A 21,052-nucleotide genomic window follows, 5' to 3' on the forward strand; every position below is an offset into this window, starting at 1 on the left:
GCCCGTTGTCCCCCGCTTCGCACGATGTTTCCGGTACTCCGCACACACAACATGCATCGAATCGGCCATTCCACCATCCGCAAGTCCCCCTTCATGTCGGACGGATCGCGGAGCCGGATAATCCCAGAGCGATTTTCTCGGGCCTGTGCTCGGCTCGACTTGTCAGGATCTGTGGCGCACCCGCGGCGTTCCGGTGCCGCGTTGAGGCCGAAATCGGCCGCTGCGCCAAGTCCCTGGCGGGTTCGGGACCTTCGCCGAGACCGCACGATCGGGCCGCCCCGGCGCGGCTCCAGACGCCGCTCCGGCGCGGAACCGCGCCGGCGGATCGCGTCGTCGGCCGGACCGTTTCCCGCGCCACCGATGCCGGAAAGCAACGGATCGGCCCCGGTCCCGTGGCCGCGCCGTCCCGGCCGGCGATACGCGCCGCCCGCCCCGGCCGCGCCCCCGGACGCCTTGCATCCGCGCGCCCGGCGGGACACATCCCCTCACCCGGACGCGACACCCGCGCGCGACGGGACCCGACGGGAGAGACGATGACGGAGATCGGCCACGGCTTGCTCGCTCACAGGACCGGCGCGCCGGTGGCCGAGGCCCGGCCGCGACGCTTCAGCGTCCACGGGCAGGAGATCACCGACGACTACGCGTGGCTGAAGGCCGAGAACTGGCAGACGGTCCTGAAGGACCCGGCCGCGCTGCCGGAGGACATCGCCGCCTACCTGAACGCCGAGAACGCCTTCGCCGAGGCGGCGCTCGCCGGGAGCGCGGAGCTCCGGCGGCAGCTCGTCGCCGAGATGCGCGGGCGGATCCAGGAGGACGAGAGCGGCGTCCCCGAGCCGGACGGGCCCTTCGCCTACTACACCCGCCACCGCGAGGGCGGGCAGCACCCGCTGATCTGCCGGCGGCCGGCCACATCACCCGACGTGCCCGAGTCGGGCTTGGACCCGGACGAGACGATCCTCATCGACGGCGACCGCGAGGGTGAGGGCCTGCCGTTCTTCGAGATCGCCGCCGCGGTGCATTCCGACGACCACGCCCGGCTCGCCTGGAGCGCCGACACCAAGGGCTCGGAACTCTACACGATCCGGGTGCGCGACGTCGCCACCGGCCTCGATCTCGACGACCGGGTCGAGGCGACCTCCGGCGAGGCGGTCTGGGCCGCGGACGGCGCGAGCTTCTGGTACGTGGCGGTGGACGCCAACCACCGCCCCGCCAAGGTGATGCGCCACCGCGTCGGCACGGGGCAGAGCGAGGACGAGACCGTCTACACGGAGGCCGATGCCGGCTACTTCGTCCACATCGGCAAGACGCAGTCCGGCGCCTTCCTCGACGTGACGGTGAGCGACCACGAGACCTCCGAGGTCCGGCTGCTCGACCGGCACGCGGAAGACGCCCCCCTGCGCCTCGTCGAGCCGCGCACGCCGCTGCTGATCTACGGCGTCGAGCACCGCGGCGACCGCCTGTTCATCCGCACCAACGCGGACGGCGCCGAGGACTTCAAGATCGTCACCGCGCCGCTCGACGATCCGGGCCGCGCCAACTGGACCGACCTCGTGCCGCACCGGCCCGGGGTGATGATCCGCCACCTGCACCTGCTGGCCGGCCACCTGGTCCGGCTGGAGATCGAGAACGCCAAGCCGCGGATCGTCGTGAGAGACCTCGCTGACGGCACCGAGCACAGCGTCGCCTTCGCCGAGGAGGCCTACTCCCTCGGCCTGCGGGCCGGGCTCGCCTTCGACACGGCCACGATCCGCTTCGTCTACTCGTCGATGACGACCCCGTCGGAGACCTGGGACTACGACTGCGCGGCCCGCACCCGGCTCCTGCGCAAGCGGCAGGCGGTGCCGAGCGGGCACGACCCGGCCGCCTACGTGACCCGGCGGCTCTTCGCCACCGCGCCCGACGGCGAGCAGGTGCCGATCTCGCTGCTGCACCGGCGGGACCTCGCCCTCGACGGCAGCGCGCCGCTGCTGCTCTACGGCTACGGCTCCTACGGCACGCTGATGCCGGCGGCGTTCCGCACGAACCTGCTGAGCCTCGTCGACCGCGGCTTCGTCTACGCCATCGCGCATATCCGCGGCGGCACCGAGAAGGGCTGGCGCTGGTACCTCGACGGCAAGCGCGAGAAGAAGCCCAACACCTTCACGGACTTCATCGCCTGCGCCCGCGCCCTGATCGCGGCGCGCTACACCGCCGAGAAACGCATCGTCGCCCATGGCGGGTCGGCGGGCGGGATGCTGATGGGGGCTGTGGCCAACCTCGCGCCCGAGCTGTTCGCCGGCATCGTCGCCGACGTGCCCTTCGTCGACGTGCTCAACACCATGCTCGACGCGGAGCTGCCGCTGACGCCGCCGGAATGGCCCGAATGGGGCAACCCGGGCGAGAGCGAGGCCGCCTTCCGGACGATCCTGTCCTACTCGCCCTACGACAACGTCGCCGCCAAGGACTACCCGGCGATCCTGGCGCTCGGCGGGCTGACCGACCCGCGGGTGACCTACTGGGAGCCGGCCAAGTGGGTCGCGCGGCTGCGCGCCACCATGACGGGCGGCGGGCCGGTGCTCCTGCGGATCAACATGGAGGCCGGCCACGGCGGCGCCGCCGGCCGGTTCGACCGGCTGGAGGAGGTGGCGCTGATCTACGCCTTCGCGCTCATGGCGGTGGGGAAGGCGTAGAGCCGCCGCCCGTGCGGGCGCGGCGCTCCAAGGGGTGCTGCGCCTGAGGCCGTCACGCTGGCCAGCCCCACCCCCGCCCTCAGGACGCGGCCGGCCTCACGGCCGGGCCTCGGCCGGCGCCGGTGGCTGGGCAGCACCCTCCTCCGGGTTGCGCGGCCGCCTCGCCGCCTCCTCGGCGGCCTTGTCGGCGGCAGTCCTGTCCGCAGCGGCCTTCTCGGCCGCGGCCTTGAGGGCCGCCGCGCGGGCCCGATCCATCTCGATCCGGGCGCGGCGGCGCTGCCGCTCCACCTGGTCGGCCTCGGTCAGCTCGATCGTCTCCAGCTCGCGCTGCAGCACGAAGGCCGCGAGGCCGTTCGACAGGGTGCCGACGTCGAGCACCCGCTCGGGCGCGCCGAGCGGCCCGGTCAGGCCGAACTGGACCGCGGGCGGCCCGGCATTCCAGCCGCGGGGCACCGGGCCGCCCGCGAGCGTGCCGCGGGCGTCGAGGCGCCCGGCGCGCAGGTCGTAGCCGACGGTGCCGACCCAGCGGGCCGGCCCGAGATCGAGGTCGAACGGCCCGGCCCGCAGCACGCCCCCCACGATCGTGGCGGCGGCCCGGGCGGATCCGCGCGCCTGCGCGCCGCCCCGGGCGAGTTCCTCGGTGACGAGCGCCTGGAGCCGGCCCTCGCGGAGCGGGTCGTCCATCTCGGCCGCGCGGGCGAGAGCGCGGCCGAGCGCCGCGGGATCGGCCGCGGGCAGGCTCAGGTCCGTCAGGGTGAGCGCGCCGCTGCCCGAGAGGCTGTCGGCGAGGCCCGGCAGGGTCTCGGCCGTGGCGGCGAAGCGCAGGTCGGCACTCAGGCGGCCGCCGAACGGGCCGCCGGCCAGGGTGGGGAGCGCCGCGCCGTCGAGGCTGCCCGAGCCCGAGACCGAGGCGCCGGCCCCGAGCCGGGCGATCGTCACCGAGCCCGCGAGGCGGCCGCCGGCGAGCTTGCCGGTCAGGTCGCGCAGGGTCAGGCCCGCGTCGGCGAGGCCGAGGGCAGCGGTCGCGTCGGTGGCGACGAGGCCGCGGCCGAGATCCAGGCTGGCCACGCGGGCGTCGAGCGACAGGGCCGGGTGGGCGGTCGGCGGGCCGAACGCGCCGTTCGCCCCCGGCGGGATCACCAGGGCGGCCGCGAGCTGCGGGATCGACAGCCGGTCGAGGGCGAGGCGGCCGTGCAGGGCACCGCCTGCCGACCGCAGCAGCGTCCCGTTCACCCCCGCGCCCGCGACCGTGCCGGCGAGCGCGGCGGCGGCCTCGCCCTGCTGCCGCGACAGCGTGACGGTGAGGTCGGCCGGCCACGCGCCCGGTGCCAGGGTCGCGGCGCCGGCCAGCGTCAGGAACGGCGCCAGATCGGCCGTCTCGCCGCGGAGCGTGCCGCCGGTGGGGACGAAGTCGGGACCGACCAGGATCGGGCGGCCCGTGGCGAGGCGCAGGCCCGCGACCGTGCCGCTCGCCGTCAGGGCAAGGGACTGGCCGTCCGGCCGCTCGGCGGTCAGCCGAAGCTCGGCAGGTTGCTGCAGGCCGGCGAGGTCGGCGCGGCCGAACCACGGTCCGGCCCGCGGCGCCGTGAGGGTGGCGGTGCCGCCCTCGATCCGCGTGCCACGGCTCGCGAGCGTCAGGTCGAGGGTGCCGCCGCCGGCGCTGCCCCGGGCCTGGGTCCGCAGGGCCGCGGCCGCGCCGCCCTCCCGGTCGAGGGTGACGGCGAGGTCGAGGGGCGCGTCCCGCAGGAAGGCGGGCAGCAGGCGGATCTCGCCCACCCAGACCCGCTCGAGCAGGCCAAGCAGCGGCGCCGCCGCCGGCGCCTTGAGGCGCCCGGAGACGCGGCCGGTCCCGTCCGCGCCGATCTGCCCGGACAGCCGGGCGCTGGCGCCGGCGAGGTCGGTGACGTCGAGGCTGTCGACCGCCAGGCCGGCGCCGTCCGACTGGATCCGCGCCGCGATCGTGCCGGTACCGGAGCCCGCGGTGCCGAACCGGACGTCCTTCGCCTCGAGCGTCAGGGCGAGGTCGGTGTCGCGCAGGGTGCCGAGGGTCGTCCCGAGGGGCGGCAGGCCGGCGATGTCGAGGCCGGTGGCGCGGATCTGGGCCTCGAACCGCCCGCGCTCGGCGCCCTCGGCGGCGGTGTAGCGGGCGTTCCCGGTGATCCGCGCCGGCCCGAGGCCGAGGCGCATGTTGCGCAGGGATAGGCCGGTCCCGGCGGCCGACAGGTCGGCGGCGGCCTCGATCTTCCGCCCGTCGAGGAGCGCGACGAGCGGCCCCTCGGCGCCGAGGCGGCGCAGGTAGCGGCCGAGCGCCTCCGAGTCGGGGGCGGCGAGCGCCACCGGGCCGGAGAAGCGCAGCGGCGCCGTCTCGACCTGCCCGCTCGCCGTGACGGTGGACTCGGCCGGGCCGGTCACCGCGAAGCGGCGCAGCAGCAGGCCGCCGGCCCGCTCCAGGGTGCCGGTGAGGGCGAGGTTCGACCATTCCTCGCCGCCCAGCACGGCGCTGCCCACCGTGAGGTCGAGGTCGAGCATCGCCGGCAGGCTGCCCGTCGAGCGCGGCAGGCCGCGGGCGATCAGGTTCTGCCCCTCCGCCGAGGCCAGGAAGGCGTCGAGGTCGAGGCGGCGGGCGTCCAGGGTCAGGCCGGCGCGCCACTGGCGCAGGTCGAGCCGTCCGGTGCCGCCGAGCCGCAGGGCCCGGCCGCCGGGGTCGATGGCGAGGTCGACGGCCTCGAAGCGCACCTGCGTGCCCCGGGCCTTGAAGGTGCCGGCCAGCGAGAACGGCAGGTAGGCGCCGGCCGCCTGGGTCGGCGGCCCGACGACGAGGCGGGCGGAGCCCTCGGCCTCGACCTGGGCGCCGCCGGATTCGGCGGGGACGAGGCCGAACCGCGCGTCCGCCTCGAAGCGCGGCGTCGCGTCGCCGCCGCCGGAGATCTTGGCGGCGAGGCGCCCGTCCGGTCCCGGCGTGCCGCTGACCGCCCGGAACGGGACGCCGCCGCTCGTCCCCTCGATCCGCCAGGGCCCGACCAGGGCCGGCGCCTGCAGGCGCAGGTCCTGGACGTAGAGCTGGTCGGTCCGCCCGGTGGCGGGGACCTGCGTGGTGACGAGGAACTGCTGGATGTGCAGGTTCTCGATGGCGAGGTCGCGGTCGCGCAGGGCCCCGCCGAAATCGGGCGGCAGCTTCAGCGTGTCCGGGCCGGCGACCGGGAGCTTGATCTCGGCCCGGCCGATCCGGGTCTCGGTGAAGCGGAACTCGCCCTTGAGGAGCGGCGCCAGGGCGATCTCGGCCTTGACGAACCGGGCATCGAGGCTGGGGCGGTCCGGATCGGCGCCGAGGTGGAGGCGGTCGACGCGCAGCCGCGGCGACGGCAGCAGGCGGACCTCGATCCGGCCGTCGGTCCGGACCGGAACGCCCAGGGACCGGGCGAGCGCCCGCTCGACGAGCCCGCGATGGGCCTGCCAGTCGACGAAGGGCGGGACCGCGAGCGCCGCCACGAGAACCAGGATGACGGCGCACGCCAGCGCGGTCAGAAGATCACGCAATGGTCCCGTTCCGCACCATCTCTGCGCGAGGCCGCGACCTCACCGGGCCGCCGTGCCCCGCGTGCCCCCGCGAGTCAGTCGCCACGGCCATAGCACGATAAGCCGCCGGGGGCGCCAGCGGCGATGCCACGGTCCCGAGCGGCGGTCGGGGCACGCGCGAGGTTCCTCGGGCATCCCGGGCCCGCGGCCTATGGATCGCGCGATCGGCCGCGGAACGCGACCAGCCCGAAGGACGCGGATCACCCCGGCGCGGACAGCCGCGCTTCATGGCTCCGCGCCCCCGCCGCGGCGCGAACGGCCTCGACGCCGTTCGCGATTTGGTCCAGGGAAGCGGGATGCAGAACCGCCCGCATCCGCAACCCACCGGGGACGGCGCGCCCGCCACGTCCATCGCCGCCCGCGCCATGGGCGCCCTCCGGCGCGACGCGGCCGGCTACCTCGAGGGGCTCAACCCCGAGCAGCGCCGCGCCGTCGAGACCACGGAGGGCCCGGTCCTGGTGCTGGCCGGCGCCGGCACCGGCAAGACCCGGGTGCTGACCACCCGCATCGCCCACCTGATCGCCACCAACCGGGCGCGCCCCTTCGACATCCTGGCGGTGACCTTCACCAACAAGGCCGCCCGGGAGATGAAGCACCGGATCGGCGCGCTGATCGGGCCGGCCGGAGAGGGCATGCCGTGGCTCGGCACCTTCCACGCCATCGGCACCAAGATCCTGCGCCGCCACGCCGAGCTGGTCGGGCTGAAATCCGACTTCACCATCCTCGGCACCGACGACCAGCTCCGGCTGATGAAGCAGGTCATCGCCGACCAGAACGTCGACGAGAAGCGCTGGCCGGCCCGGGCCCTGTCCCACGCCATCGACGGCTGGAAGAACCGCGGCCTCGGCCCCGAGCAGGTGCCCCCGGGCGAGGCCTCGGCCTTCGCGTTCGGCAAGGGCGGCGCCCTCTACACCGCCTACCAGGCCCGGCTGGCGACGCTGAACGCCGTCGATTTCGGCGATCTCCTGCTGCTCTGCCTCAAGCTCTGGCGGGAGAACCCCGACGTCCTGGCCAATTACCAGGACCGGTTCCGCTACATCCTGGTCGACGAGTACCAGGACACCAACGTCGCCCAGTACCTGTGGCTGCGCCTCCTGGCGCAGTCCCGGAAGAACATCGCCTGCGTCGGCGACGACGACCAGTCGATCTACGGCTGGCGCGGGGCCGAGGTCGACAACATCCTGCGCTTCGAGCACGACTTCCCGGGCGCGGTGGTGGTGCGCCTGGAGCGCAACTACCGCTCCACGGGCCACATCCTGGCCGCCGCCTCCGGGCTGATCGCCAGGAACGAGAGCCGCCTCGGCAAGACTCTGCGCACCGACGACGAGCCGGGCGAGCGCGTCACCGTGACGGGCGCGTGGGATTCCGAGGAGGAGGCGCGGATGCTCGCCGAGTCGATCGAGTCCCTCCAGTCCAAGCAGCATCCCCTGTCGGAGATCGCCGTGCTGGTGCGGATCTCGGCGCAGATGCGCGAGATCGAGGACCGGTTCGTCCAGCTCGGGCTGCCCTACCGGGTCATCGGCGGCCCGCGCTTCTACGAGCGCGCCGAGATCCGCGACGCGCTGGCCTACCTGCGCGCCACCGTGAACGTCAGCGACGACCTCGCCTTCGAGCGGATCGTGAACACGCCCAAGCGCGGCCTGGGCGACGCCACTCTGCAGCAGCTCCACACCTACGGCCGCGCCAACCGGCTGCCTCTGCGCATCGCCGCCGCGCGCCTGTGCGAGACCGACGAGCTGAAGCCCCGGGTCCGCTCGACCCTGCGGGCGCTGACCGAGAGTTTCTCGCGATGGGCGCGGCTCGCGGAGACGCAGCCGCACAGCGAGGTCGCGCAGACCATCCTGGAGGAGTCCGGCTACACCGAGATGTGGCAGAAGGACCGCTCCGCCGACGCCGCCGGCCGGCTGGAGAACCTGAAGGAATTCGTCCGCTCGATGGAGGAGTTCCCTGACCTCGCGGCCTTCCTGGAGCACGTCTCCCTGGTGATGGAGGCCTCCGAGGCCGAGGGCGCCGAGCGGGTCTCGCTGATGACGCTCCACGCCGCCAAGGGGCTCGAGTTCGACACCGTGTTCCTCCCCGGCTGGGAGGACGGCCTGTTCCCGAACCAGCGGGCGCTCGACGAGAGCGGCCGGGCGGGCCTGGAGGAGGAGCGGCGCCTCGCCCATGTCGGGCTGACCCGGGCGCGCAAGCGCGCGAAGCTGTCCTTCGCGGTCAACCGGCGCATCCACGGGCTCTGGTCCTCGACCATCCCGTCCCGGTTCATCGACGAGCTGCCCGAGACGGCGGTCGACGTGGTCGAGGCCCCGGCGCACTTCTCCGCCGGCGCCTCGCGGTTCGACCGCAACCCGACGCCGTTCGGATCGAGCTACGGCACGCCGGGCTGGCAGCGCGCGCAGGCCAACACCGCGCCGGGCGGCCGGTCCGGGTTCGGATCGGGGTCCGGAAGCGGCTTCCGCTCGGCGGGTCCGGGCGGCCGGTCCGGGGGCCAGTCCGGCGGTCCCCGCCAGATCGAGGGCGAGCTGATCGCCAAGTCGACGGGCGCGCCCTCGGCCTTCCAGGGCGGCCAGCGGGTCTTCCACACCAAGTTCGGCCCCGGAACGGTCGCGGCGGTCGACGGCAACAAGCTGACCGTTGACTTCGACAAGGCCGGCCGGAAGATGGTCCTCGACAGCTTCGTCCAGGCCGGATCGAGCTAGTCCCGCCGACCAAGCCCGGACGTGTCAGGGCGGCAGGGTCGGCCGGCTTCGCCCGCGCGGGCGGGGAGGATCGCGACCGTGCCGGATGCCGCGTTACCGCGACACCACCGTCCCGAACCTGATGCGTGCGCGCCAGCCGCGCGGCTTTTTCGAAGCCCCTTCACCGACCGTCACCCCTTAGTCACACCCGGCGCGCAATCGTCGGGCGCGAATCGCACTGGTGCGCCAGTTGCATCGCGTATTCGGCCGCGCACGGAACGTCGTGACGCTCTCCACAGGCGGACGAGCGCGGGGCGGAACCTTCGGCCTGGGGCCGGTATTAAGTTCCGCAAGCGAGTAGAACCGGGAGCAAGCAGGTAAACGGCAGTTCAGAGACAGATCCAGGTTGGCAAGTCCCGTTGGAGTGTACATCCATGAAGAGACGCCGCGCACGACTTGAACTGGTTGAAGACCGCACGTCCCGCATTCATCGCACACGCTTCGACGAAGAACGCAATCTCGCTCCCATCCAGCCGCTCACCGAACGCCAAGCCGAGTATCTCGACGCCCTCGCCCGCTCGCCGCAGGTCATCGTCCTGGGGCCCGCCGGCACCGGCAAGACCTTCATCGCCGGCACCCGCGCGGCGGACCAGCTCCGCCAGCGCCGCATCGCCAAGGTGGTCATCACCCGCCCGAACGTGCCCTCGGGCCGGTCGCTGGGCTACTTCCCCGGCACCCTGGAAGAGAAGATCGCCCCCTGGGTCGCCCCCCTCACCGAGGCCATGAAGGAGCGCATGGGCGCCGCCGCCTTCGAGATCGCCCTGAAGACCGGCGACATCGAGATCGTCCCCTTCGAGGTGATGCGCGGCCGGACCTTCAAGAACTGCCTCGTGATCCTCGACGAGGCGCAGAACACCACGATCAACGAGATCAAGATGTTCCTGACCCGGATCGGCGACGATTGCCAGGTCATCATCAACGGCGACGTCTCGCAGACGGACCTCCGCGAGACCTCGGGCCTGCGCACCGTCATGCACATGGTCAAGAGCCGGATGATGCCGATCCCCGTGGTGGAGTTCACCCGCAACGACATCGTCCGCTCCGGCATCTGCGCCGAGTGGGTGAAGGCGTTCGAGGAAACGAATCTCTAAATCGGAAGTTGATGGCGGCGGGTCCTCGCAGACCCGCCGTGCCGTCCCCCGGCACGAGACGACTCTCCGCACCTCCCTTTCGGGAGGATGAACCGGGCGCCGAGCCCGGCCTTCAGAGAACTGGAGTCTCCTCGTGAGGAAACTGACCTTCGCCTTCGCCGTGCTGGCCTCGCTCGGCGGCGCCGCCCTCGTCCAGCCGGCCTCGGCCGCCCCCGCGATGCCCGGCGCCGTGTCGGCGCCCGACGCGGTGACGCATGTCCGGATGACTCCCATGGAGCGGCGCATGATGCATCGCCGCATGGAGCGCCGCATGATGCACCGCCGCATGGAGCGCCGGATGATGCATCACCGCATGCACCGCCGCATGCACCGCATGTGATTGAACGGCGGAGTGGGGTCTTCCGGCCCCGCTCCGCTCGCCCGGCCGGAACCGGGCGTTGCTCCCCGTTCCGAAGATTCCTATCTCGTCGTCTCGAATCGCGCCGTCAGGCGGCCGCCGCGGCAGCCGGCCGATCCGGGAGACCCCGATGCCCCCCTCCAATCGACTGTTCGACGACCTCGCCCGCCTCATGACGGACGCCGCCGGCGCCGCCCAGGGCGTCCGCCGCGAGGCCGAGACCGTGGTCCGGGCGCAGCTCGAGCGCGTCGTCCGCGACCTCGACATCGCCTCCCGCGAAGAGCTCGACGTGCTCCGCGACCTCGTGACCCAGCTCCAGGCGCAGAACGAGGCCCTGACGGCCCGCGTGGCGGCCCTGGAGGCGCGATCCGGGAGCGCCGGAGCGGGCGCCGCGGGCCTGAGCGAGGTGGTCTGAGTCTCCGCGGCAACGCCGCGGGCTTTTACACAGGAAGCGGCGTCGACGATCCGGTTTCCTGTTCACTGAATGTGACCTGCACTTTGTGTCGCGAGTCACGGCCGGTCTATAGTCGGGCATAGGGTGATTCGGGGGCTGCGGGGCGATGTCCGCAGAGCTTCGACAGTCGATCGCGTCACCGCCGGCCTAGATCTGCCGGTCGTTCCAGTTCTCGGAGTGTTCTCGCGCTCCGGTTTCGCGTCACCGCCACGTCGGGCCGGATCTCGTCCGGGTCGTCCTTTTGGATCGTCATGCCGCTTCTCAACGTCGACTTCCACGACCCGGACCGGAACGAGCATCCGCTCGACGTCGTCGAGCGGCTGGCCTCCCTGCGCGACTGGATCTTCGACCGGGCCGAGACCGACGAGATGTCGGTCACGAGCCCCGGTCGCTGGACCGACTACAACGTCGCCTTCACGTGGATCGAGGACGTCGAGGCGCTGCACGTCGCCTGCGCCTTCGACCTCAAGGTGCCGGAGCGGCAGCGCACCGAGGTGATGCGCCTGATCGCGCTGATCAACGAGCAGCTCTGGGTCGGCCATTTCGACCTCTGGACGACCGACAGCGTGGTGATGTTCCGGCACGCGCTCCTGCTGACCGGCGGCGCCGTCCCGACCCACCCGCAATGCGCCACGATGATGAAGACGGCGGTCGACGCCTGCGAGCGATACTTCCAGGCGTTCCAGTTCGTCCTCTGGGCCGGCAAGAGCGCCCGCGAGGCCCTCGACGCCGTCCTGTTCGAGACCGAAGGCGAGGCGTGACCGCCCCGGGCGCCCCCACGGCGCGGATGCCCGCCTCCCTGGTCCTGGCCGGGGCGGGCAAGATGGGCGGCGCGATGCTGGCGGGCTGGCTGGAGGCGGGCCTCGATCCCCGCCGCACCACCATCATCGACCCGGTACCCGTGCGCCCGATCGTGGATCTCTGCGCCGAGCGGGGCATCGCCCTGAACCCGTCCGATCCCGAGCCCGGCGACGTCCTGGTCCTCGGGATCAAGCCGCAGGGCCTGGACAAGGCGGCCCCCGGGCTCGATCGGCTCATCGGCCGCGACACGCTCCTCGTCTCGATCCTGGCGGGCAAGACCGTCGCGGATCTCCGCGGCCGGCTGCCGCGGGCGCGGGCGATCGTCCGGGCGATGCCCAACCTGCCGGCGAGCATCGGCCGGGGCGCCACCGGTGCCTGTGCGAGCTCGGAGGTCACCCCCGCGCAGCGGGCGGCCGCCGAGGCCCTGTTCGCGGCCAACGGCGCCGTGGCGTGGCTCGCCGACGAGGCGCAGATCGACGCCGTGACGGCGGTCTCGGGCTCCGGACCGGCCTACGTCTTCCTCCTGGCCGAGACCCTGGCGGAGGCCGGCATCGCGGCCGGCCTGGAGCCCGACGTCGCCCGCCGCCTCGCCCGGGCGACCGTGGCGGGAGCCGGCGCGCTCCTCGATGCCAGCCCGGCCGAGGCGGCGGAGTTGCGCCGCAACGTCACGTCGCCCGGCGGCACCACCGCGGCGGCCCTCGACGTGCTGATGCGGGAGGACGGCCTCAGCGCGCTGATGCGCGAGGCCGTGGCCGCGGCCCGTCGGCGGGCGGGGGAACTGTCCGGCTGACATCGGGCGTTGGCATCAAGGGCTGACATCGGGCGGCGTCCGTGCGGCATGGCCGCGCGACGGACCTGCCCTTCGCGGCCCGCCCGCCTACATGAGGCCACACGACCGATCAGACCGGGCGACCGATCCATGACCGACAGCAAAGCCCCCTCGAAGCGGCCCCGCAAGGCCGCGAGCCCCGCCAAGGCGGGCGACGCGCAGGAAGGCGCTGCCCGAGAGAGCGCTGCCCACGCGAGCGTCGCGCAGGAGAGCGACAAGACCGGGGCCGACGACTCGGGGACGCAGGGCGGGTCGCCGAAGCTGTCGCCCCGAGAGGCCGCCGTCGAGGCCCTGATGCGCCTCGCCGCCGAGCAGCCCTGGAACGACATCGAGGTCAGCGACATCGCCCGGGAGGCGGGCCTGACGCTCGCCGAGCTGCGCGACCTGTTCCCGTCGAAGGGGGCGGTTCTCGGCGGGCTGACCCGCATCATCGACCGCAAGGTTCTGGAGGGCGATCTCACGGGTCTCGAGGAGGAGCCGACCCGCGAGCGGCTGTTCGACGTGCTGATGCGCCGCCTCGACGCCATGGAGCCCTACAAGCCGGCGCTGCGCCGGATCGCCTACGCGCTCCGGGGCGAGCCGCTCTCGATGCTGGCGCTGAACGGCGTCATGCTGAACTCGCACCGCTACATGCTGGCGGCGGCCGGGATCGACACCGAGGGGTCGCTCGGGCAGCTCAAGCTGCAGGGCGTGGTCATCGCCTTCGCCCGCGTGACCCAGGTCTGGCTGGACGACGACGATCCGGCGCTCGCCCGGACGATGGCGCGGCTCGACAAGGAGATCCGCAACGGCGAGCGCATCATGGAGCGGGCCGAGGACGTTCGCCGCCTGACGGCGCCCCTGCGCGCCATCGGCCGCTCGTTCCTGGACCGGCGGCCGCGCGACCGGCGGAGCCGCGACGGCGACGGTGACGAGAGCGACCCCGCTGCCGCCATCTAGACCGGTCGCTCAAGCGGCCTGGATGTCGCTGAGGAAGCTGTCGACCTCGCGCTTGACCGTCAGGGACTGCGTCGCCAGTTCGGCCGCCGCGCTCTGAACCTGCGCGGCGGCGCTCCCGGCCTCCCGGGCGGCGGCCAGCACGCGCGCCACGTTGGCCGAGACGCCCTCCGTCCCCCGCGCCGCCTCGCCGGCATTGCGCGAGATCTCGCCGGTGGCCGCCGTCTGCTGCACCACCGTCGCCGCGATGGCGCCGCTGATCTCGTTCACGGAGGCGATCGTGCGGGCGATCTGCGCCATCGCCTCCGCGGCCTGCCCGGAGGCCGCCTGGATCGCGGCGATCTGGCCGCCGATCTCCTCGGTCGCCCGCGCCGTCTGGGCGGCGAGCTCCTTCACTTCGGAGGCCACGACGGCGAAGCCGCGTCCCGCCTCGCCGGCCCGCGCCGCCTCGATGGTGGCGTTGAGGGCGAGCAGGTTGGTCTGGTTCGCGATGCCGGAGATCATCATCACGGCGGCCCCGATCTGCTCGGCGGCGGCGTGCAGGCTCGCGCCATGGCGGCGTTGGTCGCCTCGGCCTCGTGGGCGGCGTGACCGGCCACCGCGTTCGAGCGCACGACCTGCCGCTCGATCTCCTGGAGCGAGGAAACCATCTCCTCGGCGGCGGCCGCGACGGTCTGGACGTTGGCCGAGGTCTGGGCAGCGGCCGAGCTCGACGTCACGGCCTGGCTGTTGGTGTTGTCGGCCACCCGGGTCATCGCCTGCGCGGTCGCGTCGAGTTCGCTGGTCGCCGCCGTGACGATGTCGAGCGAGGCGGCGATCTTCGCCTGGAAGGCGTGGACGCGCTGCTCGACCCGCTCGGCCCGGCGCAGGCGGGCCTCCCGCTCGGCGGCCTGCGCCGCCTCGAGCTCCGCCCGCGCGACCGCGTTCTGGCGGAAGACGTCGACGGCCTTGGCCATCGCGCCCATCTCGTCGGTCGCCGCGCGGTACGGCACCGCGACGTGAAGATCGCCCTCGGCCAGCCGCGTCATCGCCTCCGTCATGCCGGCGACCGGTCGGATGACGCTGCGGGCCAGCACGAAGGCCAGGATACCCCCGAGGAGCAGGGCCGCGGCGACCAGGCCGATCAGGATGTACCGGGCCCGCCTCGCCGCCAGGGCGGTCTCCCGGGAAATCGTCTCGCCGGCGGCCACGATCCGGTCGCGCAGCGCGATGCCGAGCCGGTCGATCGCGTCGGCGTGGGGCTTGATCCCGGTCTCGAACGTCGCCTTCGCCGACGCCACCGCCCGATCGTACGTGCGGAAGCCGGCCGCGGCGGCGATCAGCGCGTCGCGGACGGACCTGACCTGCTGCCCGAAGACCGCGCCGCCCTGCGCGTCCTTGAACGCGTCCAGGGCCGCCAGAGCCTGCTCGACCCGCTGCTCGAAGGCGTCGCGGTCATGGGCGTCCAGGCCGATCACGAAGCGGGCCGACGCGATGCGGGACCGCAGGACGGCGTTCTCGACGTGCTCGACACGCGCGAGCATCGCCTCGCCGGCCCGGGCGCGCACGTCCGCGAGCAAGCTCGCGAGAAGGGTGGTGAGCGCGTTGCCGGTCTCGTAGAGCTTCGTCCTGGCCTCGCGCAGGCTCGCCCCCGACGCCGCGAGGCGTTCCAGTTCCGGCTTCATGGCGCGGGCGGCCTCCCGCACGTCGTCGTAGAGCTTCCGCCCCCCGTCCGTCATGGCCAGCGAGAAGTACCGGTCGCAGGTCTGCTCGATCGCCTGCCGGGCCTGCTCCATCGCGGCGATCAGGTCGGGATCCGGCTGGAGCCGGTACCGTTCGGCCGTCCCGACGAGGCGTGCGGCGTGACCGTCGATCATCAGGACCGATTGCGCCCCCCGCTCCACGCGCTCCTGAAGCGCGTGGTCCGCGCCGATGACAGCCTGCTGGTAGATCGCGAATGCGCCGATGATGCCCGTGATCATGACGAGCATCGCAAATCCCGCGTAGAGACGAGCGCGTATCCCAGTTCTCACGGACGTATCTTCCACAGAAGAGGCCAGACTTTCGGCCTTACGATAGACGATACGATCATGACAACATCGTGTCGCGCGATCAAGTTCAACTTGTATTATAGATGATAGACGACAATACTTAGAGACAGACCCGATATCTCGGGCGCTCGAGGTGACCAAACCTGCCGGGCTGCGCGCGCAAACGGCAATCGGTGCGTTCTCGTCGCGATGGATCAGTTCTGACGGCGCCTCCCGGTCCGCCCGGAAGCTTCGCCCTGCGCGTGTCCGCTGCCGAGCGGCGTCGAGACTTCGCGCGGTACACGCTCGCGCTGGATCACGCGGGCGATGCACTTGCATTGCGGCACGGTCCGGCCCGCGTTGCTGACATCGGGCAGGAAGACCCGCGCTACAGTCCCGACCTTCGGGGAGACATGGCGACGGCCTGAAGCGCGTCGGCCGCGATTCGATCGACGGGTCGCGCAGACCCCCGGCTCGCGGGCCGTCCGGGTCGATCAGGCCTCGCGCCGGAGTTCAGGCGGCGCGGCTCGCCAGCGCCTCGCGCATGGTCGTGGCGATCATCCCGTTCTGGAACTGGTCGCGCGGGACCAGCAGCGCGTCGGGCACGCGGACCGACGCCTCCGGCCCCATGGCGTCGACCGGGTCGCTGGCGAGGATGATGCGCAGGGCCGGGCGCAGGGCCCGGGCCTCGACGGCCAGCTGCGCGCAGCACAGGCCGCCCTGGAGCGCGGTATCGACCACCAGCACGTCCACCGGCAGGCCCAGGGCCAGCACCGTCATGGCGTCGACGCCGCGGTCGCAGGCGGTGACCTGGTAGCCCAGCATCCGGACCTGGGCCGAGACCTCGTCGCGCCAGCGCTTGTGGCGGCCGACGACCAGAACCTGGATCCGGTAGCAGCTGCCCTGGGGAAGGCTGCTCGAGGCAGTCTCGTCGTCGGCTGGGGGCATTCCGCACTCGACTTCGCGCTGGCTTTGCGATGCAGCATGCTAAGCTGGGATGCAATCCACACGCAAGCCCGGCGCCGTCATCACGCCGCATTCGGCGCCGCCGTTGCACAATGGCGAAGCACTCCGGCGGCCTGATCATAGGCTGGGCACGGAGTTGACGCCGGCGGGGTCGCGCGGGCAACACCGGGCCGCCGCGGGACCTGAGCCGCGCGCTGCCGGAGCCCGAGCCGATGTCGTCCGCGAAAGCCCCTCCCGTCTCCCCGCTGGCGCCCACCGCGATGCCCGATCTGCCGCCCCTGCCGGGCGTGCGAATCGCGACCGCCCAGGCGGGGATCCGCTACAGCGGCCGCACCGACGTGCTCTACGTGGCGCTGGAGGCCGGGACCCGGGCAGCGGGGGTGTTCACCCGGTCGAAGTGTCCCTCGGCGCCGGTGGATTGGTGCCGCGACGCCCTGGCCGACGGGTCGGCGCGGGCGCTCGTGGTCAATTCCGGCAACGCCAACGCCTTCACGGGCCGGCTCGGGCGCGACGCGGTGGCGCGCACCGTCGAGATCGCCGCGGAGGCGGCGGGCTGCGGCGCGCGCGAGGTCTACGTCGCCTCGACCGGCGTGATCGGCGAGCCGCTCCCGGCGGAGCGGTTCGCGGGCGTGCTGGCGGACTGCGCGGCCCGCGCCGAGGACGGGCCGGCCGCCTGGACCGAGGCGGCCCGGGCGATCATGACCACCGACACCTTCCCGAAGCTCGCGACGCGCACGGCCGAGATCGACGGCGTGCGCGTGACGATCAACGGCATCGCCAAGGGCGCCGGCATGATCGCCCCCGACATGGCGACGATGCTGTCCTTCGTCTTCACCGACGCGGCCCTGCCGCAGGACGTGCTGCAGGCGCTCCTCTCGGCCGGGACGAAGACGAGCTTCAACTGCGTGACCGTGGACGGCGACACCTCCACCTCCGACACGCTGATGCTGTTCGCCACCGCCAGGGCCGGCAACCCGGCGATCAGCGATCCCGCCGACCCGCGCCTCGCCGGCTTCCGGGAGGCGCTCGACGACCTGCTGGTCGAGTTGGCCCAGCTCGTCGCCAAGGACGGCGAGGGCGCGCGCAAGTTCGTCACCGTGCGGGTCACCGGCGCCGAGAGCGACGCCTCCGCGCACCGCATCGCGATGTCGATCGCCAACTCGCCACTGGTGAAGACCGCGGTGGCCGGCGAGGACGCCAACTGGGGCCGTGTGGTGATGGCCGTGGGCAAGGCCGGCGAGCCCGCCGACCGCGACCGGCTCGCGATCTGGTTCGGCGACGTGCGGGTGGCGGTCCAGGGCGCCCGCGACCCCGATTACAGCGAGGCGGCGGCGAGCGCCGTGATGCGCGCGCCGGAGATCACGGTCCGGGTCGATCTCGGCCTGGGCGACGGCACGGCCCGCGTCTGGACCTGCGACCTGACCAAGGCCTACGTCGAGATCAACGGGGATTACCGCTCGTGAGGGCGGTCCTGTCCGGCGCCCTCCTCGTCCTGAGCCTGGCGACCGCGGCGCGGGCCGACGACGCGGCGTGCAAGCGCCACATCAGCGTCGTCGGGCGCGCGTCGGAGACGCGGGCGCCGGACTTCGCCGAGGTGACCGTCGGGATCGAGGCGCGTGGGGCGAGTGCGGCGGCCGCCCTCGACGCGGCCTCGAAGGCGGTGGCCGGGGTCTCGGCGCAGGCCCGCGCCCTCGGGGTCCCGCCCGCCGATCTCGGCACGGCCGCCGTCACCCTGCAGACCGCGACCCGCACCGTCGCCCGGCCGGGGGGCGCCGTCACCGAGGAGCCCGACGGCTACCGCGCCAGCAACCTCGTCACCGTCCGGCTCGCCGACATGGACCGCCTCGGCGACCTGCTCCGGCAGGCCCTCGAATCCGGCGCGAACCGAATCGACGGCGTGAGCTTCGGGCTGCGCGACCCGGACAAGAGCGAGGCGGCCCTCCAGGTGGCGGCGACCCGGGACGCGCGGAGCCGCGCCGAGGCCCTCGCGGAGGCGGTCGGCGCCAAGCTCGGCCCGCTCTGCACGCTGAGCACAGCCGCGGCCGGCACGCCGTACCGCCCGGCGCTGGAGATGGCCCGGGCGGCGCCGATGGCGGCCAAAGGACGGCGGGTGCCGCTGGAGGCGGGCACGATCCCGATGTCCTCCGAGGTCTCGGCCACCTTCGCGGTGGCGCAGTGAGCGCGCCCGAGAACGCCCCCGACGGCGCCCCCGCTGCCGCGCCCCTGCGCCTGCTCCTCGTGGTCGCCGTCGCCCTCGTCGACGTCGACGGCCGCGTCCTCGTGAGCGAGCGCCCGGCGGGCAAGCAGCTCGCCGGCCTGTGGGAGTTCCCAGGCGGCAAGGTCGAGCCCGGCGAGCGCCCCGAGCAGACGCTGATCCGCGAGCTGGCGGAGGAGCTCGGCATCCGGGTCGAGGAGCCCTGCCTCGCGCCGCTGACCTTCGCGAGCCACGCCTACCCGGACTTCCACCTGCTGATGCCGCTCTACATCTGCCGGCGCTGGACGGGGACGCCGCGGTCGATGGAGGGGCAGGCGCTCAAGTGGGTGCGCCCCAAGGCCCTGCGCGACCTCGCGATGCCGCCCGCCGACGCGCCGCTGATCCCGTTCCTGATCGACCTGCTGGATTCCTGACCCCGTCGCGGGCCGCCCTCACAGGGTCAGGATCGACTCGACGACCTCCTGCACGTCGAGCGCCTCCGCGAAGGTGGCGAGGTGGTGGGGCTCGCCGCGCGCCATGCGGACGACGCCCTCGAGCTGGCGCCGGAGCGTGATCGGCCGCAGCTTCTCGTTCGGGATCGCGTCGGGCTCCGGCTCGAAGCGCCCGTCGGCGCCCCGCCGCTCGGCGATGGCCCAGTCGCGCAGCCGGACGGCGCCCGCGTCGCCCTCCAGCGTCCACGTGTTGTGGTCGTCGGCCGCGACGCCGCCAACGCGGCCGGTCAGGGTGACGGGGATCCCGCCCGCCGTGAGCGTCACGTCGATCGCGCGCTCGGACCGGCCCGGTTCCGGGAAGGCGATCCGTCCGGCGAGCCCGGCGAGCGGGCCGAGCTGGCGGCGGGCCAGGAACAGGAAGTGCGAGACCACCTCGCGGGTGAAGCCGCCCTCGCCCCGCGCGTCGAGCCAGCGGGCGGCGTCGGCCTGCCAGGGCCGGGGCCAGCGGGCGAACGCCACCGCGACGGTGAGCGCCCGTGGCGTGCCGACCGCGCCGGCCGCGATCCAGCGCTCGATCGTCGCCACGCCCGGCGACGAGGCGAACGGGAAATTGACCGCGCCCGCGCCCCTCGCCTCCGCCACGAAGGCGCGGGCATCGGCGCGATCGATGGCCAGCGGCTTCTCGCAGAAGACGCTCCGGCCGGCGGCCAGGGCGGCGCGGGCGTAGCCGAGATGCGAGGCGGGCGGCGAGGCGACGTAGACGCAGTCGCTCGCCGCCACGACGGCGGCGGAATCGGCCACCCGCGGCACCGCCGGGAAGGCCGCGCCGATCCGGTCCAGGGCCGCCGGGGCCGGATCCCAGATCGCCGCGACCCGCACGGGCGAGTCCGTCGCCCCGTGGATCGCGCCGAGCAGGCGCTCGGCCATGATTCCCGCGCCGATGATCCCGATGGTGAGCGGTGCGTCGGAGGTCGGCATGCGGGGATCCGTGCGGCTTCTGGCGTCTGACGAGCCGCGGCGCGGCCCGTCGCAGGCTTTAGGAGCCCGAACCGGCGCGGGGAAGGCCGCCGGTCAACGCGACCCGGGATCTCAGCCCTGGATGAAGGCGAGCAGGTCGGCGTTGAGCCGGTCCTTGTGGGTGGCGGCCAGCCCGTGCGGGGCGCCCGGATACTCCTTCAGCACGGCGCCCGGCACGAGCTTGACGGCGGCGCGCGCGGTGGCGTCGATCGGCACGATCTGGTCGTCGTCGCCGTGCACGAGCAGGGTCGGCACGTCGATGCGCTTCAGGTCCTCGGTGAAGTCGGTCTCCGAGAAGGCCGCCACGCAGGCGTGCACGTTCCGCAGGCCCGCCATCATGCCCTGCATCCAGAACGTGTCCCGCAGGCCTTCGCTGACCGCGGCGCCGGCGCGGTTCGCGCCGTAGAACGGGCCGCTCAGGTCCTTGAAGAACTGGGACCGGTCGCGCAGGACCGAGTCTCGGATGCGGTCGAACACGTCCCGGGGCAGGCCGCCCGGATTCGCGTCGGTCCGGACCATCTGGGGCGTCACGGCCCCGACCAGCACCGCCTTGGCGATGCGCGCCGTCCCGTGCCGCCCGATGGTGCGGGCGACCTCGCCGCCGCCGGTGGAGTGGCCGACCAGCACCGCGTCGCGCAGGTCGAGATGGGCGATCAGCCCGGCGAGGTCGTCCGCGAAGGTGTCCATGTCGTTGCCCGACCAGGGCTGCCCGGAGCGACCGTGCCCGCGCCGGTCATGGGCGATGACCCGGAACCGGCGCTCCGCGAGGAACAGCATCTGGTCCTCCCAGGCGTCGCCGTTGAGCGGCCAGCCGTGGCTGAAGACCACCGGCTGCCCGGCGCCCCAGTCCTTGTAGTAGATCTGGGTGCCGTCCTGCGCGGTGAAGTAGGGCATCGTGGTCTCCCGAGGGTCGAGAAGGCAGAGGG

Annotated in this window: 17 protein-coding genes; 11 read left to right on the forward strand and 6 right to left on the reverse strand. The window is 73.5% G+C overall.

Translation table 11 applies throughout. The annotated features are described in order from the left end of the window. Positions 1-533: 533 nt before the first annotated feature. Complete coding sequence (locus H288_RS0102105; RefSeq protein ID WP_020090937.1) at positions 534-2,669, forward strand: S9 family peptidase; 2,136 nt, start codon at positions 534-536, stop codon at positions 2,667-2,669. 96 nt (positions 2,670-2,765) lie between these two features. Here the strand turns inward: H288_RS0102105 and H288_RS0102110 are convergent, their stop codons facing one another. Continuing rightward, positions 2,766-6,206, reverse strand: a complete 3,441-nt coding sequence (locus tag H288_RS0102110) for an AsmA-like C-terminal region-containing protein (RefSeq protein ID WP_020090938.1) — start codon at positions 6,204-6,206, stop codon at positions 2,766-2,768. Positions 6,207-6,541: 335 nt separating this feature from the next. On the opposite strand from H288_RS0102110, the gene H288_RS0102115 reads away from it, so the two are divergent. The 7 genes from H288_RS0102115 to H288_RS0102145 all read left to right on the forward strand — a co-directional run bounded on the left by H288_RS0102115 (position 6,542) and on the right by H288_RS0102145 (position 13,491). Next, the gene (locus H288_RS0102115) at positions 6,542-8,941 is read left to right on the forward strand and encodes a UvrD-helicase domain-containing protein (protein WP_026604588.1); all 2,400 of its coding nucleotides are present in this window, start codon (positions 6,542-6,544) and stop codon (positions 8,939-8,941) included. Positions 8,942-9,354: 413 nt separating this feature from the next. Further along, complete coding sequence (locus H288_RS0102120) at positions 9,355-10,071, forward strand: PhoH family protein (protein ID WP_012321860.1); 717 nt, start codon at positions 9,355-9,357, stop codon at positions 10,069-10,071. Positions 10,072-10,204: 133 nt separating this feature from the next. Continuing rightward, positions 10,205-10,450: a hypothetical protein gene (locus tag H288_RS0102125; RefSeq protein ID WP_020090940.1), complete on the forward strand. Its 246-nt coding sequence runs from the start codon at positions 10,205-10,207 to the stop codon at positions 10,448-10,450. Between the two features lie 148 nt (positions 10,451-10,598). After that, positions 10,599-10,883: an accessory factor UbiK family protein gene (locus tag H288_RS0102130; protein ID WP_020090941.1), complete on the forward strand. Its 285-nt coding sequence runs from the start codon at positions 10,599-10,601 to the stop codon at positions 10,881-10,883. Between the two features lie 290 nt (positions 10,884-11,173). Further along, positions 11,174-11,683, forward strand: a complete 510-nt coding sequence (locus H288_RS0102135; RefSeq protein WP_020090942.1) for a YbjN domain-containing protein — start codon at positions 11,174-11,176, stop codon at positions 11,681-11,683. 26 nt (positions 11,684-11,709) lie between these two features. Continuing rightward, a complete protein-coding gene (gene proC, locus H288_RS0102140; RefSeq protein WP_043712057.1) occupies positions 11,710-12,513 on the forward strand; it encodes a pyrroline-5-carboxylate reductase in 804 nt (267 codons plus the stop codon). A gap of 129 nt (positions 12,514-12,642) precedes the next feature. Then, positions 12,643-13,491 (forward strand): hypothetical protein, encoded by an 849-nt coding sequence (locus H288_RS0102145; RefSeq protein ID WP_020090944.1) that lies wholly within the window; start codon positions 12,643-12,645, stop codon positions 13,489-13,491. Between the two features lie 9 nt (positions 13,492-13,500). Here the strand turns inward: H288_RS0102145 and H288_RS36380 are convergent, their stop codons facing one another. The 3 genes from H288_RS36380 to H288_RS0102155 form a co-directional block, all read right to left on the reverse strand. After that, positions 13,501-13,995 carry a methyl-accepting chemotaxis protein gene (locus tag H288_RS36380; protein WP_348529237.1) on the reverse strand — a complete coding sequence of 165 codons (495 nt, stop codon included), beginning with the start codon at positions 13,993-13,995 and terminating at the stop codon, positions 13,501-13,503. Beyond that, positions 13,995-15,458, reverse strand: coding sequence for a HAMP domain-containing protein (locus H288_RS32025; protein WP_348529232.1), 1,464 nt, complete (start codon positions 15,456-15,458; stop codon positions 13,995-13,997). Before H288_RS32025 ends, H288_RS36380 begins: the two co-directional genes overlap by 1 nt. Before the next feature lie 552 nt (positions 15,459-16,010). Further along, positions 16,011-16,445, reverse strand: coding sequence for a histidine kinase (locus tag H288_RS0102155; protein WP_020090945.1), 435 nt, complete (start codon positions 16,443-16,445; stop codon positions 16,011-16,013). Positions 16,446-16,675: 230 nt separating this feature from the next. Between H288_RS0102155 and argJ the strand changes: the two genes are divergently transcribed. Genes argJ through H288_RS0102170 form a run of 3 tightly spaced genes read left to right on the forward strand, consistent with a single transcriptional unit; the run spans position 16,676 to position 19,091 of the window. After that, positions 16,676-17,926: a bifunctional glutamate N-acetyltransferase/amino-acid acetyltransferase ArgJ gene (gene argJ / locus H288_RS0102160; protein WP_026604589.1), complete on the forward strand. Its 1,251-nt coding sequence runs from the start codon at positions 16,676-16,678 to the stop codon at positions 17,924-17,926. Beyond that, entirely contained in the window at positions 17,923-18,642 is a 720-nt protein-coding gene (locus H288_RS0102165; RefSeq protein ID WP_020090947.1) for an SIMPL domain-containing protein, read from the forward strand. The genes argJ and H288_RS0102165 overlap by 4 nt, the downstream gene beginning before the upstream one ends. Continuing rightward, the gene (locus tag H288_RS0102170; RefSeq protein WP_020090948.1) at positions 18,639-19,091 is read left to right on the forward strand and encodes a (deoxy)nucleoside triphosphate pyrophosphohydrolase; all 453 of its coding nucleotides are present in this window, start codon (positions 18,639-18,641) and stop codon (positions 19,089-19,091) included. The genes H288_RS0102165 and H288_RS0102170 overlap by 4 nt, the downstream gene beginning before the upstream one ends. An 18-nt stretch (positions 19,092-19,109) precedes the next feature. Here the strand turns inward: H288_RS0102170 and H288_RS0102175 are convergent, their stop codons facing one another. Then, complete coding sequence (locus H288_RS0102175; RefSeq protein ID WP_020090949.1) at positions 19,110-20,087, reverse strand: Gfo/Idh/MocA family oxidoreductase; 978 nt, start codon at positions 20,085-20,087, stop codon at positions 19,110-19,112. 111 nt (positions 20,088-20,198) lie between these two features. After that, positions 20,199-21,020: an alpha/beta hydrolase gene (locus H288_RS0102180; RefSeq protein ID WP_020090950.1), complete on the reverse strand. Its 822-nt coding sequence runs from the start codon at positions 21,018-21,020 to the stop codon at positions 20,199-20,201. Positions 21,021-21,052: the final 32 nt, after the last annotated feature.

The sequence above is a fragment of the Methylobacterium sp. 285MFTsu5.1 genome, from assembly GCF_000383455.1.
Lineage (GTDB): Bacteria > Pseudomonadota > Alphaproteobacteria > Rhizobiales > Beijerinckiaceae > Methylobacterium.